This is a genomic window from Bradyrhizobium sp. CCBAU 21365, from assembly GCF_015291305.1.
Classification (GTDB): domain Bacteria; phylum Pseudomonadota; class Alphaproteobacteria; order Rhizobiales; family Xanthobacteraceae; genus Bradyrhizobium; species Bradyrhizobium elkanii.
In genome coordinates this window covers 4,876,795-4,892,088 of the sequence record NZ_CP030036.1, presented here as the reverse complement: position 1 = coordinate 4,892,088, position 15,294 = coordinate 4,876,795, and the positions used below count along the sequence as shown (strand labels likewise).

General features: G+C 64.5%; 10 protein-coding genes. 6 read left to right on the top strand and 4 right to left on the bottom strand.

Annotated elements, in window-relative coordinates; genetic code table 11:
* Positions 1-3 precede the first annotated feature (3 nt).
* Positions 4-6,294 carry a HAMP domain-containing protein gene (locus XI02_RS22420; RefSeq protein WP_069278347.1) on the bottom strand — a complete coding sequence of 2,097 codons (6,291 nt, stop codon included), beginning with the start codon at positions 6,292-6,294 and terminating at the stop codon, positions 4-6.
* 275 nt (positions 6,295-6,569) lie between these two features.
* Between XI02_RS22420 and XI02_RS22415 the strand changes: the two genes are divergently transcribed.
* Together XI02_RS22415 and XI02_RS22410 are read left to right on the top strand one after the other, a co-directional pair.
* Positions 6,570-8,558 (top strand): PAS domain-containing sensor histidine kinase, encoded by a 1,989-nt coding sequence (locus XI02_RS22415; protein WP_194483153.1) that lies wholly within the window; start codon positions 6,570-6,572, stop codon positions 8,556-8,558.
* 272 nt (positions 8,559-8,830) lie between these two features.
* Positions 8,831-9,001 carry a hypothetical protein gene (locus XI02_RS22410; RefSeq protein ID WP_155262249.1) on the top strand — a complete coding sequence of 57 codons (171 nt, stop codon included), beginning with the start codon at positions 8,831-8,833 and terminating at the stop codon, positions 8,999-9,001.
* Positions 9,002-9,052: 51 nt separating this feature from the next.
* Here the strand turns inward: XI02_RS22410 and XI02_RS22405 are convergent, their stop codons facing one another.
* On the bottom strand, positions 9,053-9,361 hold the full coding sequence (locus tag XI02_RS22405) for a hypothetical protein (protein WP_018271641.1): 309 nt from the start codon (positions 9,359-9,361) through the stop codon (positions 9,053-9,055).
* 61 nt (positions 9,362-9,422) lie between these two features.
* On the opposite strand from XI02_RS22405, the gene XI02_RS22400 reads away from it, so the two are divergent.
* Together XI02_RS22400 and XI02_RS22395 are read left to right on the top strand one after the other, a co-directional pair.
* A complete protein-coding gene (locus tag XI02_RS22400) occupies positions 9,423-9,623 on the top strand; it encodes a DUF3072 domain-containing protein (protein WP_026192767.1) in 201 nt (66 codons plus the stop codon).
* A 118-nt stretch (positions 9,624-9,741) separates the two neighbouring features.
* The gene (locus tag XI02_RS22395) at positions 9,742-9,996 is read left to right on the top strand and encodes a hypothetical protein (RefSeq protein ID WP_016845793.1); all 255 of its coding nucleotides are present in this window, start codon (positions 9,742-9,744) and stop codon (positions 9,994-9,996) included.
* A gap of 172 nt (positions 9,997-10,168) precedes the next feature.
* On the opposite strand, the gene XI02_RS22390 is transcribed toward XI02_RS22395, so the two are convergent.
* Positions 10,169-10,426: a hypothetical protein gene (locus tag XI02_RS22390; protein WP_018271640.1), complete on the bottom strand. Its 258-nt coding sequence runs from the start codon at positions 10,424-10,426 to the stop codon at positions 10,169-10,171.
* Positions 10,427-10,538: 112 nt separating this feature from the next.
* On the opposite strand from XI02_RS22390, the gene XI02_RS22385 reads away from it, so the two are divergent.
* Positions 10,539-12,608 (top strand): ATP-dependent helicase, encoded by a 2,070-nt coding sequence (locus tag XI02_RS22385; protein ID WP_172647973.1) that lies wholly within the window; start codon positions 10,539-10,541, stop codon positions 12,606-12,608.
* Between the two features lie 759 nt (positions 12,609-13,367).
* Here XI02_RS22385 and XI02_RS22375 read toward each other — a convergent pair.
* Positions 13,368-13,664 carry a PilZ domain-containing protein gene (locus XI02_RS22375; RefSeq protein ID WP_210291394.1) on the bottom strand — a complete coding sequence of 99 codons (297 nt, stop codon included), beginning with the start codon at positions 13,662-13,664 and terminating at the stop codon, positions 13,368-13,370.
* Positions 13,665-13,883: 219 nt separating this feature from the next.
* Between XI02_RS22375 and XI02_RS22370 the strand changes: the two genes are divergently transcribed.
* Entirely contained in the window at positions 13,884-15,290 is a 1,407-nt protein-coding gene (locus tag XI02_RS22370; RefSeq protein WP_038380898.1) for an MFS transporter, read from the top strand.
* Positions 15,291-15,294: the final 4 nt, after the last annotated feature.

Here is a 15,294-nt window from a genome sequence, read left to right as displayed (position 1 = left end):
CGATCAGCGGTGCAGCCACATGCGGATCGCCAGCAGCAGTTGCTCGGTGTTCACGGGTTTCGCCAGATAGTCGGACGCGCCTGCCTCCAGGCATTTCTCTCGATCGCCTTTCATCGCCTTCGCGGTCAGCGCGATGATCGGCAGCCGCGCGAAGGCGGAGTTTTGCCGGATGGCGCCGATGGTCTGGTAACCGTCCATCTGCGGCATCATGATGTCCATCAGCACGATGGCAATCTTGGGATTGGATTCGACCAGCGAGATGGCCTCGTGACCGGTTGTCGCAGTCAACACCTTCATACCTCGCCGCTCCAACACGCTCGATAGCGCGAAGATGTTGCGGGCATCGTCGTCGACCAGCAGTGCGGTCTTGCCAATAAGATCCTCGTCGGAACTATTGAGCTTCTCCAGCATCCTCTGTTTTTCGACCGGCAATTCCGTGATCACACGGTGCAGGAACAGTGACGTTTCGTCGAGCAGGCGCTCCGGCGATTCCACGCCCTTGACGACGATGCTGCGCGCCATCGTGTGCAGTTCCGCGTCTTCTTCGGCCGAAAGTTCCCGGCCCGTAAACACGACAACGGGAATATTGGAGAGCGCCTCGTCCTTGCGGATCTGATCCAGCACTTCGAAACCGCTCATGTCGGGCAGGCGCAGGTCGAGCACGACGCAGTCGCACGGATTTTCGCGCAATGTCGAGAGTGCCCCTGCCCCGGTGCCGGTGGTCACGATCTCGATATCCTCGTGCCCGAGCAGTTCGGTAATGCTGAGCTGCTCCGCCGCATTGTCCTCCACAATCAGCAGGCGCTTGCGGCGCGGTCTGGCGTATTCCTTGATCTGCGACAGCGCCGCGCTGACGCCTTCCGTCGTCGTCGGCTTGTTGACGAAGGAGAAGGCGCCGCGCGCCAGCGCGTGCTGTCGGTCCTCGTCGAGCGTGATGATCTGAACCGGAATGTGACGGGTCAGCGGATTGTGCTTGAGCTGGCTCAGCACCGTCCAACCCAGCATGTCGGGCAGGAAGACGTCGAGCGACACCGCGCTCGGCTGGAACTGCTTGGCGAGATCCAGCGCTTCGGCACCGCGGCTTGCGACCAGCACCTTGAAGCCCTTATCGCGCGCCAGATCGATCAGCACCCGCGCGTAATGCGGATCGTCCTCGACGATCAGCAGGATGGTGTCGCCGGGCTCGAGATCGAGCCGGTCGTCCGGAAGCTGCTCGATCACACGCTCTTGCGCGCCAGACGCCTGCAGCGCCGGTGCCGGCGTGTGCGGCATCGGGAGCGGCTGAGCCTGCTGACGCAGCGCCACCGACGGTCCGGCATATTTCAGCGGCAGATAGAGCGTGAAGGTCGAGCCCTTGCCCGGCGCGCTGCGCAGATGGATCTCGCCGCCGAGCAGACTCGCGAGCTCACGGCTGATCGCCAGTCCAAGACCGGTGCCGCCATATTTGCGGCTGGTGCCGGCGTCGGCTTGCTGGAACGCCTCGAAGATCAGCTTCTGCTTGTCCTGTGGAATGCCGATGCCGGTATCCGACACCTCGAACGCAACGACCGCAGGCGCCGCATTGAGGATCGGGTGCTCCACACTCCAGCCGCCGAGCGCGGCCGACACGGTCAGGCTGACGCCGCCTTCCGCGGTGAACTTGAACGCATTCGACAACAGGTTCTTGAGCACCTGCTGCAGCCGCTTGGAGTCGGTAACCATGCTGCGCGCAAGATTGGCGTCGACATCGATGCTGAACGACAGATGCCGGTTCTCCGCCTCGTGCCGGAACGGCCGTCCGACGGTCTCGAGCAGGCTCGATGTCAGAATTTCCTCGGCCTCGACCGTCACCGTGCCGGACTCGATCTTGGAGAGATCGAGGATGTCGCTGATCAGGTTCAGCAGGTCGGTGCCGGCGCCGTGAATGGTGCGGGCAAACTCGACCTGCTTGCCGGTCAGATTGCCGTCGGGATTTTCGGTGAGCTGCTGGCCCAGGATCAGGATCGAGTTCAGCGGCGTCCGCAACTCGTGCGACATGTTGGCGAGGAATTCGGATTTGTACTTCGAAGTCAGCGACAGCTCGGTCGCCTTCTCTTCCAGCGCGCGCCGCGCCTGCTCGATTTCCTGGTTCTTGCGCTCGACGTCGACATTGCGTTCGGCAAGCTGCTGGGCCTTCTGCTCCAGCTGATCGTTGGTCTGCTGCAGCTCCTTCTGCTGGGTCTGCAACTCGCCGGCGAGCTGTTGCGACTGCTTGAGCAGCGCCTCGGTCTGCATCGTCGCCTCGATGCTGTTGAGCACGATGCCGATGCTGTCGGTCAACTGTTCGAGGAAGGTGATCTGCGAGGTCGTGAACGAGGAGATCGAGGACAGCTCGATCACCGCTTTGACCTGGTTCTCGAACTGCACCGGAAACACGACGAGGTTCTTCGGCATGATCCGCATCAAGGCCGAATTGATCGGCACCGCATCGCCGGGAATCTCGGAGACGAGGCGCTGGCGCTTGTCGAGCGCGCATTGGCCGATCAATCCCTCGCCGAACTGGACGATCTGCGGATGCGGATTGCTGCTGTCGCTGGCATAGGCCGACAACAGGCGCAACTGCGCGGTCTCGGGATTGTCGACCTGGTAGATCACGCCCATATGCGCGTTGATCAGCGGCGCAAGCTCGGTCAGCAGCAGCCGGCCGACGGTCGCAAGATCGCGCTGGCCCTGCAGCATGTTGGTGAAGCGCGCCAGATTGGTCTTCAGCCAGTCCTGTTCGGTGTTGCGCTCCGTGGTGAGACGGAGGTTGCCGATCATCGTGTTGATGTTGTCCTTCAGCTCCGCGACTTCGCCGCGGACGTCGACCTGGATCGAGCGCGTCAGGTCGCCCTTGGTCACGGCGGTGGCCACTTCCGCGATCGCGCGCACCTGGGAAGTCAGGTTGGCCGCGAGCAGGTTGACGTTGCCGGTGAGATCCTTCCAGGTGCCGGCCGCGCCGGGCACGTTGGCCTGACCGCCGAGCCGTCCCTCGACGCCGACCTCGCGCGCCACGCTGGTGACCTGTTCGGCGAAGGTCGCAAGCGTCTCGGTCATGTTGTTGATGGTGTCGGCGAGCGCGGCCACCTCGCCCTTCGACTTCACCGTCAGGTTCTGCTTCAGATCGCCGTTGGCGACCGCGGTCACCACCTTGACGATGCCGCGCACCTGCTCGGTCAGGTTGACCGCCATGACGTTGACGGTGTCGGTGAGGTCCTTCCAGGTGCCGGCAACGCCGCGCACCTCGGCCTGGCCGCCGAGCTTGCCTTCGGTGCCGACCTCGCGTGCCACGCGCGTCACCTCGCCGGCGAAGGCGTTGAGCTGGTCGACCATGGTGTTGATGGTGTTCTTGAGCTCGAGGATTTCGCCCTTCACGTCGACCGTGATCTTGCGCGACAGGTCGCCGCGCGCCACCGCGGTGGTGACTTCGGCGATGTTGCGCACCTGGGTGGTCAGGTTCGCGGCCAGCAGGTTGACGTTGTCGGTGAGGTCCTTCCAGGTGCCGCCGACGCCGGGCACCACGGCCTGGCCGCCGAGCCGTCCCTCGGTGCCGACCTCGCGCGCCACGCGCGTCACTTCGGCGGCGAACGAGCGCAGCTGCTCGACCATCGTGTTCAGGGTGTCCTTGAGCAGCAGGATCTCGCCGCGCACGTCCACCGTGATTTTCTTGGAGAGGTCGCCGCCGGCGATCGCGCTCGCGACCTCGGCGATGTTGCGGACCTGCGCAGTCAGGTTCGACGCCATGAAGTTGACGTTGTCGGTCAAATCCTTCCAGGTGCCGGCGACGCCGGGCACTTCGGCCTGGCCGCCGAGCTTGCCCTCGGTACCGACCTCGCGCGCCACGCGCGTCACCTCGCCCGCAAACGCGTTGAGCTGGTCCACCATCGTGTTGATGGTGTTCTTGAGCTCGAGGATTTCGCCCTTCACGTCGACGGTGATCTTGCGCGACAGGTCGCCGCGGGCCACGGCGGTGGTCACCTCGGCGATGTTGCGGACCTGCGCGGTTAGGTTGCCGGCCATCGAGTTGACGTTGTCGGTCAAGTCTTTCCAGGTGCCGGCGACGCCGGGCACGTTGGCCTGGCCGCCGAGGCTGCCGTCGGTGCCGACCTCGCGCGCCACGCGCGTCACCTCGCCCGCGAAGCGGTTGAGCTGGTCGACCATCGTGTTCAGCGTTTGCTTCAGTTGAAGGATCTCGCCGCGCACGTCGACCGTGATCTTGCGCGACAGGTCGCCGCCGGCGATCGCGGTCGCGACTTCAGCGATGTTGCGGACCTGCGCCGTGAGATTGCCGGCCATCGAGTTGACGCTGTCCGTCAGGTCCTTCCAGGTGCCGGCGACGCCGGGCACCTCGGCCTGGCCGCCGAGCTTGCCGTCGGTACCGACCTCGCGCGCCACGCGCGTCACCTCGCCGGCGAAGGCGTTGAGCTGGTCCACCATCGTATTCAGCGTTTCCTTCAGCTGAAGGATTTCGCCCGACACGTTCACCGTGATCTTCTTCGACAGGTCGCCCTTCGCCACCGCGGTCGCGACCTCGGCGATGTTGCGGACCTGCGCGGTCAGGTTCGAGGCCATCGAGTTGACGCTGTCGGTGAGATCCTTCCAGGTGCCGGCGACGCCGCGCACCTCGGCCTGGCCGCCGAGCTTGCCTTCGGTGCCGACCTCGCGCGCCACGCGCGTCACCTCGCCCGCGAAGGCGTTGAGCTGGTCCACCATCGTGTTGATGGTGTCCTTCAGCTCGAGGATTTCGCCGCGCACGTCCACCGTGATCTTCTTGGAGAGGTCGCCGCCCGCGACCGCCGTCGTCACGGCGGCGATGTTGCGGACTTGCGCGGTCAGGTTCGACGCCATGAAGTTGACGTTGTCGGTCAGATCCTTCCAGGTGCCGGCGACGCCGAGCACGTTGGCCTGGCCGCCGAGCTTGCCTTCGGTGCCGACCTCGCGCGCCACGCGCGTCACTTCCGACGCGAAGGCGTTGAGCTGGTCGACCATGGTGTTGAGCGTTTCCTTCAGCTGAAGGATCTCGCCCGACACGTTGACCGTGATCTTCTTCGAGAGGTCGCCGCCGGCGATCGCGGTCGCGACGTCGGCGATGTTGCGGACCTGCGCGGTCAGGTTCGACGCCATGAAGTTGACGTTGTCGGTCAGGTCCTTCCAGGTGCCGGCAACGCCGGGCACCTGGGCCTGGCCGCCGAGCTTGCCTTCGGTGCCGACCTCGCGCGCCACGCGCGTCACTTCCGACGCGAACGAGTTGAGCTGGTCCACCATCGTGTTGATGGTGTCCTTCAGCTCCAAAATCTCGCCGCTGACGTCGACCGTGATCTTGCGCGACAGGTCGCCGCGCGCCACGGCCGTGGTCACGTTGGCGATGTTGCGCACCTGGGCGGTCAGGTTGCCGCACATCGCGTTCACGGAGTCGGTGAGGTCCTTCCAGGTGCCGGCGACGCCGGGCACGATCGCCTGGCCGCCGAGCTTACCGTCGGTGCCGACCTCGCGCGCCACGCGCGTCACTTCGGACGCGAACGAACGCAGCTGGTCGACCATCGTGTTGATGGCTTCCTTCAGCTGCAGGATCTCGCCGCGAACGTCGACCGTGATCTTCTTGGACAAGTCGCCGTTGGCGACCGCGATCGTCACCTCGGCGATGTTGCGGACCTGGCCGGTCAGGTTGTTGGCCATCGAGTTGACGCTCTCGGTCAGGTCTTTCCAGACGCCGGTCACTTCCGGCACCTGGGCCTGGCCGCCGAGCTTGCCCTCGGTGCCGACTTCGCGCGCCACGCGCGTGACCTCCGAGGTGAACACCGAGAGCTGCTTGATCATCGTGTTGACGATGTTCGCCGACTGCAGGAATTCGCCGCGCAGCGGCCGGCCCTCGACGTCGAGCTGCACGGTCTGCAGCAGGTCGCCCTGCGCCACCGCGGCGACCGCGCGGGTGACTTCGCGGGTCGGCCACAGCAGATCGTCGATCAGCGTGTTGACCGAGCTCTCCATATCGGCCCAGGCGCCGCTGGCGAGGCCGAAATTGACGCGCTGGCGGGTCTGTCCCTCGCGGCCGACGACCTGGCCGACGCGCGCCAATTGCTGCGCCATGCGCTCGTTGGCGGCTGCGATTTCGTTGAAGGCGTCCGCGATCTTGCCATCGATGCCGAGATAGTCGCCGCGCATCCGAACCGAGAAGTCGCCGGCGCGCATCGCCTGCAGCGACTGCAGCAGGTCGTGCGAGGAATCGAGGCTTCCGTTGGATGATTGGGCGCGGCGTGTATCAGCACGGGGACGAGGCGGCGAACCGAGATCGGTCATGTAATTTCCCCTACGCGCTGGCCGCGAATCCAGAGACTCGGAAAGGCCAGTGCGACCATAAGAATGACTGCCCTTGATCTATTCAAGCGGGAAAACGCCAAAGCCGCAATTTCTGACGCAAACCGAGTACCTTAATCGCGACTGGAACCAAAAGTTCCAACCGCCGGCGGGACTTTTCTGAAGGCCGACCCAAGCCGGTCGGATTACCCCGCGATCCTCGTGTCCGCATGGAACATTGGCTTCCCCCGCGCGTTTCGGCGGGGGCAGGATCGGTGATGGTTAAGAAATCAGAACAGCTCGAACGGGGAATCGTTGCGAGCCGGCGCGATTTTCGGCCGCCGGCTGGCGGCGTGGTCGACTACGCCATTTGCATGCTCGCGCCCGATGGACGGGTGATCAACTGGAACAAGGGTGCTGAGCGCATCACCGGCTATCCGGCCAAGGCGATCCTCGGCAAGCACTTCTCGGTCTTCTATCCTGCCGAAGACCGCGCATCCGGCGTTCCGGCGAAAGCGCTGCAGATGGCGCGGAAGGAAAAGCACTCAGCGGCCGAAGGCTGGTGTCTCCGCGAGGACGGATCGCAATTCTACGCCGCTGTGGTCATCGATCCGATCCATGAGAAGCGCAAGCTCGTCGGCTACGTGATGGTCATCCGCGACATCGCCGAGCGGCATCAGGCGCGCGCGGATCTCGAGGCCAGCGAAAGCCAGTTCCGTCTGCTGGTGAGCAATGTCACCGACTATGCGCTCTACATGCTGACGCCGACCGGTATCGTCGCCAATTGGAACGCCGGCGGCGAGCGCATCAAGGGCTATTCGCCCGGCGAGATCATCGGCCAGAGCTTCGCGCGGTTCTATACGCCGGCCGACCAGGCCGCCGGCAAGCCGGCCCGCGCGCTCAAGATCGCGCAAGAGACCGGGCACTATGAGGAAGAAGGCTGGCGGGTCCGCAAGGACGGTTCGTTCTTCTGGGCGAGCGTCGTGATCGATCCGATCCGCGACAGCGACGGCAGCCTGGTCGGCTTCGCCAAGATCACACGGGACATTTCCGAGCGGCGCGACGCGCAAAAGAGGCTCGAACAGGTGCAGCATCAGCTGGCGGAATCGCAGAAGATGGATGCGCTGGGTCAGTTGACGGGCGGAGTCGCGCACGACTTCAACAACCTGCTGATGATCATCTCCGGCAATCTGCACCGGATCAAGCGCGAGGTAACGAGCGAACGGGGCAGGCTTGCACTCGGCGCGATCGAAACCGCATCCGAGCGTGCCGCATCCCTGACCAGGCAGCTCCTCACCTTCGCGCGTCGGCAGAGCGTCAATCCGCAGACCATCAACGTCGCTGACAGGATCGCCGCGGTGCGCGAGGTCCTGACCAGCGCGCTTGGCGGCGCGATCAAGCTGAACATGGAGATCAGAGCGGATCTCTGGCCGATCTTCGTCGATCCGACAGAATTCGAGACCGCGCTGATCAACCTCGTGGTCAATGCGCGGGATGCGATGGCCGGCGGCGGCACGCTGACCATCGAGGCGCGCAATGTCCCGGAAGCCGCCCAGGTGGTCATCAGCGTTACCGACACCGGCGAAGGCATTCCCGACGATGTCATGAACAGGGTCTTTGATCCCTTCTTCACCACCAAGCCGGTCGGCAAAGGGACCGGCCTTGGGTTGTCCCAGGTTCACGGTTTCGCGCACCAGGCGGATGGCCGGGTCGAGATTACAAGCGCGCTCGGCAAGGGCACGACGGTCAGCATCTATCTCCCGCGGGGGACCGCGCCCGCACAGCGCACGGCTACGGGGCACCGCGCGCCCGGCTCGGCCACGATCCTGCTGATCGAGGACAATCCTGCCGTCGCCGATGCGAGCACGGGCCTGCTCGAACAGCTCGGCTACACCGTGCGCTGGGCCTCGAACGCGGAGGCAGCCTTGTCGGAAATCGACGCCAACGGGATCGATGTGGTGTTCAGCGACATCGTCATGCCCGGCAGGATTGATGGACTGAAGCTGGCGCGCACGATCCGGGACGGAAAGCCCGAGCTGCCGATCCTGCTGACGACAGGCTACAGCGAGAGCGCGCGCGACGTGAGGTCCGACTTTCCGGTGCTGCGCAAGCCCTACCACATCCACGACCTCAGCCGCGAACTCGCGAAGTTGACGGGGCATGGGGTCGACAGCGCGACGAGCGGCCCGTCCGCCGACGCTTCGGGCGAGTTCGATGCCATCGCGCGTGACGTCGCGGCCAGACCAAAGGCGAAAGCCCGCTCCTAGTTCAAATGGAAGGGCTAAAGCATGATCCGGAAAAGTGCGAAGCGGTTTTCCCTCGCGACAAACGCGGGACGCGTTTGCGCGGAGATCATGCTCAAACAAGGAGCTAAAGCGCGATGATGGTTCAACCTGATCTCATCACGCTTTAGCGTTCCGCCGGCCAGCTTCGCCGCACCAATTGCACCCGCTCGATGCGGCTGCATTGCTCGCAGCGGTACTGAAGGATATCCCTGCCCTCACTACCCGGATGGCTGCTCTCGAGCCGCATCGTCCTGATGCAGCTGATGCAGGAGATCAGCGTCAGCAGCGGACTGCGATCGTCATTCATCGATGCCCGCGGTGGCGCGGTCGGATCGGCGATCATGGCGCTGGGCGATGCTATCGTGTTGGCTCTCACCACAAGAAAATGCAGATCCTGCGGCTCGGGTTCCAGCCTTGAAACCTGATTTGGGCCTGAGCCGGTGTTCGAGGCTCCCTTCTTTGGTCGAACGGCCCGATCACACCCGAGCGTTGCTGTGACTGGCCCCGGGCTTCTTCGCCTTGTCCACCTTGACCTTCGCACCGGCGCGATCCTCGAAGCTCCGGCTGAGCCGCTCGCGTACCGTGGGGAGACGCTCGCCGCCGCCGGCGGCCTTCCACCGGACGATGAGCTCGGCCACTTCGGCTCGCATCGCCATCAGCCGGTACGACGCTTCACTGCAATCGAGGTCGCGGTTGACCTGATCCCGGATCGACGCCTCGATCAGGGTCATCTCAGCTCGCAATGTGCTGATCTTACGCCGAATTTCATTGATTTTGTTGTCCATGGCGTTTTAGAACAAAAATAGAACATATTGTCAAGTCACGATCCAGCAAACGAGGCAAGCAATGAGCGTGGCAGCGGTAAGATATGGTGGGGTTGCGGAGCGCCTTGGCGGGCTGATGACCCGTGCCCAGGCGCTGCGCTTGAGGAGCCTTGCCGAGGAGGCCTATCAGCCGAACCAGTACGCGCGCGACCTGACGTCCGAGGAAGCCGAACGGCGCATCGATGCGCTGAAGGCGGAGATCGCGCTGGCGGATTCTTTCTGAACCGTCCGCCCCAACCGGGCCGGACGTCCCCTTAAGGCTTTGATATAGCGGCGCAGCTAGGTCTGTTCCTGTTATTGCTGCGTTGTCCTATTGCTGCTTGGTCCTGGGGGAGCCTGACGTGCTGGAGCTGGAGAAGCGGTCGCCGCTTGCGTTCCCGATTACGCTGAAGGACGGGCGAACGCTCGCGACGGTTGGCGACGCTGCGGACTACCTGTCCGCGCTGAACCTGGATCAGCGTGAGCGCGGCTACTGGAAGACGGCGATCATGATGTTCAACAACGCCATGCGCGAGCCGGGTTATCTGAAGATCGCAACCATGAACCTCCGGTCCGCGCTCGTGTACGACCGCCTGGTCGACGACGTTGGCTCCTGATTGTGGTGCGGCGGCTACAGCCGAATCGACTGATGTTGCGTAAGGCCCTGTTCGTTATGGCCGCAAACAAGGTAACGGCGGTACACGCGACGGCCGGGCGCGCAATGCACTTCAGCCGTACTCTCGGGCCGCCTTGGAGGGCCAAGGGAACACCAGGGCGGCCCATTTCTTTTCAAAGCAATTTCGCGCGGACGAACAGCATCCGCAACGCGTTGGTCGCTTGCACCGTCAGCATGGCGTTCCCGGCCGCTCTCTCGAGCGCAACCAGCGCCTCGTCATGCAGCGAGCGGAACTCCATCCATTCGACGGCGCTGAGATTGCTGATGAAGCGATAGGCCTGGCCGACGGTCGCGAGCGTCACCGTCTCGCCGTTCAGCCGCACCTTGAACGTCGCCTTCAGCGGCGTGTCGGATTTGGATACGTCACCCATGGCGGGGTTGTGCGCCGCGCTGCGCTAATGTCAATCTAATTTCTCTGCATCCGCCTCGGTGCGTCGGCCCCCATGAATCGCAATGTCTGTTAGCGTTTCGTGGGGGTGATTCGTGACTGATCTTGCCAACACAGCCTATCTCGATGCGCTCAATGCCGAGCAGCGCCGTGCTGTCGAGCACGGGGTCGGCAAGGATTGCATCGTCGGCGCGCCGCTGTTGGTGATCGCGGGCGCGGGGTCCGGCAAGACCAACACGCTCGCCCATCGCGTCGCGCATCTGATCGTCGCCGGCGCCGATCCGCGCCGTATCCTGTTGATGACCTTTTCGCGGCGCGCCGCCGCCGAGATGGCCGGCCGCGTCGAGCGCATTGCGCGCCGCGTGCTCGGCGATCGCGCCTCGGTCATGACCGATGCGCTGAGCTGGGCCGGCACGTTCCACGGCATCGGCGCGCGGCTGCTGCGCGAATTCGCCGAACGTATCGGCCTCGACCCGGCCTTCACGATCCATGACCGTGAGGATTCCGCCGACCTGATCAATCTGGTCCGCCACGACCTCGGTTTCTCCCGCACCGAAAGCCGGTTCCCCACCAAGGGCACCTGCCTTGCGATCTATTCGCGCTGCGTGAACGCGGAGATGCCGATCGAAGCCGTGCTCGGCCAGTTCTTCCCGTGGTGCTCCGGCTGGGCCAGTGAATTGAAGCAGCTGTTCTGCGCCTATGTCGAAGCCAAGCAGCGGCAGAACGTGCTCGATTACGACGACCTCCTGCTCTACTGGGCGCAGATGGTGACGGACGCCGCGCTGGCCGAGGAGATCGGCGGCCGCTTCGACCATGTGATGGTCGACGAATATCAGGACACCAACCGCCTGCAGTCCTCGATCCTGCTCGCACTCAAGCCCACAGGACGCGGGCTCACCGTGGTCGGCGACGACGCGCAGTCGATCTATTCGTTCCGCGCCGCCACCGTGCGCAACATCCTCGACTTCCCGGCCCAGTTCAGCCCGGCCGCCGAGATCGTCACGCTCGACCGCAACTATCGCTCGACGCAGCCGATCCTGTCGGCCGCCAATGGCGTGATCTCGCTCGCCAAGGAACGCTTCACCAAGAACCTGTGGACCGACCGGACCTCGACGCGCAAGCCGCTGCTCGTCACGATCCGCGACGAGGCCGATCAGGCCCGTTGCATCGTCGAGCAGGTGCTGGCCAATCGCGAGGAAGGCACCCTGCTGAAGCACCAGGCGGCGCTGTTCCGCACCTCCTCGCACAGCGGGCCGCTGGAGGTCGAACTGACCCGCCGCAACATTCCGTTCGTGAAATTCGGCGGCCTCAAATTCCTCGACGCCGCGCATGTCAAGGACATGCTGGCGCTGCTGCGCTTCGCCGCCAATCCACGCGACCGGGTTGCAGGTTTTCGCATCCTGCATCTGTTGCCCGGCGTCGGCCCGGCCTCGGCGCAGCGGGTTCTCGACCGCATGACCGAGGCCGCCGATCCGATTGCTGCGCTCGTCGCGCTGCCCGCTCCGCCCCGCGCCGGTGCGGACTGGCGGCTGTTCGTGGAGGCCATCGAGAACCTCCGCTACTCGGAATGGCCCGTCGACATCGAACGCGCCCGCCTCTGGTACGAACCGCATCTCGATCGCATCCACGAGGACAGCGAGGTGCGCCGCGCCGATCTCATTCAGCTCGAGCAGATCGCCGCCGGCTACCCGTCACGCGAACGTTTTCTCACCGAACTCACGCTCGATCCTCCCGATGCGACCAGCGACCAGGCTGGCGTGCCGCTGCTCGATGAGGATTATCTGATCCTGTCGACGATCCATTCCGCCAAGGGGCAGGAATGGAAATCCGTCTATGTGCTCAATGTCGTCGACGGCTGCATGCCCTCCGACCTCGGCGCCGGCACGTCGGCCGAACTCGAGGAGGAGCGCCGCCTGCTCTATGTCGCGATGACCCGCGCCAAGGACGATCTGCATCTGCTGGTTCCGCAGCGCTTCTTCGTTCACGGCCAGGCCGCCAAGGGCGACCGCCACATGTACGCCTCGCGCACCCGCTTCATCCCGGAACGACTGCTGCCGATGTTCGAGCGGACCACCTGGCCGCGCGCCGCGGCCGCGCAAGCATCCCCGGCCAACCGCGCGCCGCCGATCGACATCGGTGCCCGGATGCGCGGCATGTGGCGCTGACGCCGGCCCCGAACCATTTTAGCGGGCCTGGAACGAACGTGCCTGCCGCTCGTTGAGGCGGCGTTCGCAATCGGCAAACGACCATCCCGGACGGCTTCGGCGCACAGTTGCACGCTGGAGCCGTCTTTTTTGCGCCGCGTCAATTCACGCGAAAGCCAATTCACGCAGGAAACAATTCCGATGGCGATCTCGATGTCGCCGGCGCCGATCGCCCGCACCAGCGCGTCGTGCCTGTCGCGAAAACTGCGCTGGATCTGGCGTGCCGCGAGCAAGGCCTGCACGGCATGATCGTCGCGCCGCACCGGGAAATTGAAGATCGCGAACACGGCGTCGCCGATGGTCTTGTTGAGGATGCCGTCATAGCGCCAGATCGCGGCGGCGCAGTCGTCGTAGAACGCGTCGAGCAGCGAGGTCAGCCCGTCCTGCGCGATGGTCTGCGTCAGCGTGGTGTAGCCGCGCAGATCGGCGAACAGGATGGTGGCGTCGATGGTCACGGCGCGCGCCTTCATGATTTTCGAGAAGGCCATCTCGCAGATCGTGCATGTGTTCGGGTTCATGCGGCTCGGCCGGACGCCGAACAGACGAAACGGCGCCGACAAGGGGCCGCGCAACGGGATCGGCATATGCAGGTTTTGCCAGCAGCCAAGGCAGATCGTTGCGGGTTCCGGCGTCATCGGCGGATCACCTGCTGTTCCAGCAATGAACCCGGGTCCCCTTGGCACGCTGGTTCATGGGCGTCCCCAATCGAGATTGCCGCGCTCAGGCGGTCGCCACGAAACTCACTCCAATTCGCGTCTTCTTGCTCCAGATCACTTGGCACTCATACACGACCGAGGCGTCGCGGGCCATCACCAGGCGGAATCTGTGCGGGACGAAGGCCGGATTCTCGACCTCGATGGCCGCCCCCTCCGGCGAGATGTTCACGATCGTGCAATGCATGACCGAACCGCCCGACGAGACATAGCCGGGTTCATTGACCTCGGTTCGCGGATGCTTGCGCTTTTCGTCCACCCGGCTGCTCCCCGCTTCGTCCACGCAAACGTGGGCGATCGACATTGCAGAAGTCAACGGCTCCGGCGGCCCCCATCGGGCTTTCGCACCACCATTTGTGCGCAGCAGTAAGCCGAACCGCTTATCGCGCCAATGCAGATGAGCCCCGCGTCGGCGCGGGCTTGTCGTTCGCGCTGGCGCGAGGATAGCCTCAGCCTATGGGCGATGCGCTGGCGCGACGCACGCTCCGAACAATAATGAACAGGCGCCATGGGGAGACGCGCCATGTTCGAGATTCTCGATCGCCGGACGACTCTGACCGGCAACCAGATCAAGATCCTTGCGGCGGCCATCATCGGCGATGCGCTGGAATTCTTCGACTACTTCCTGATCGGCTTCGTGCTCGCATTCCTGATCGGGCCCTGGAAACTCACCTTCGGCCAGTCGGCCACCGTGCTGATGAGCTCCGGCATCGGCGCCATCCTCGGCGCCTATCTCTGGGGCTGGCTCGCCGACCGGGTCGGGCGGCGTATCGTCTTCATCGGTACGGTGCTGAACTTCTCGATCGCGACCGGCCTGCTCTATTTCACGCCCGACAATGGCTGGGTCTATCTGGCGATTCTGCGCTTCTTCGTCGGCACCGGCGTCGGCGGACTTTATTGTGTCGACCTGCCGCTGGTGCAGGAGTTCATGCCCTCGCACAAGCGCGGCTGGGTCGGGGGCCTCGTCACCTGCGTGATCCCGCTCGGCGTCGGCCTCGGCGCGGTGCTGGGAGCCGTCATGGGAACCGATCAGTGGCGGCTGTTGTTTGCGATCGGCGTGCTGCCGTCGGTCCTGGTGCTGCTGGTTCGGATCTGGGTCCCGGAGTCGCCGCGCTGGCTGTGCCGGCAAGGACGCTATGACGAAGCCCGCAAGTCGCTGGCCTGGGCGCTACAGGTTCAGCCCTCCGAACTGCCGTTGCCGAGCGCGGCCGACGCCGGTCCGATCGTTACGACGAGCTGGTTCGACCTGTTCAAATATCCGCGCAGCCTGATCGTCTCCTGGCTTGGCAATGCCGGCGCGCAGACCGGCGTCTACGGCATCACGCTATGGGCGCCCGCGCTGTTCGTGCTGCTGCTGAAGGTGACGCCGCAGGAAGCCGCCAAGATGATGATCCTGCTCAGCGTCACCGGTTTCCTCGGCCGCATCTCGTTCTCCTATTTCTCGGAGCTGCTGGGGCGGCGCGTTGCCGGCGGCCTGCTCGGCTTCGGCGCCGGCGCGCTGACGATCATTGCCGGCTACCACTACGACGCGACTTTGTTCGGCATGTCGGCGTTCTGGCTGCTGCTGGCCGCCGCGTTCTTCTTCGCCGATGGCGGCTTTGCGATCGTCGGTCCCTACGCGGCGGAGGTCTGGCCGTCGCATCTGCGTACCACGGGGATGGGGTCGGCCTATGGCTTCGGCGGCATCGGCAAGATCATCGGGCCGGTCGGGCTGGCGCTGATCGTCGGTTCGAACAACTACCTCAAGCCCGACGTGCCACTGACCCAGATCCCGACCGCCTTTGTCTATCTCGGCTGCTGGTTCCTGATGGCGGGTGCCGTCTATTTGTTCTTCGGGCTCGAGACCCGTGGCAAATCGATCGAGCAGATCGACAAGGAGCTCAACGCGACGGCTGACGTCGCGGCCTCCGCAACGATCCGGCGCGCCTGAGGGA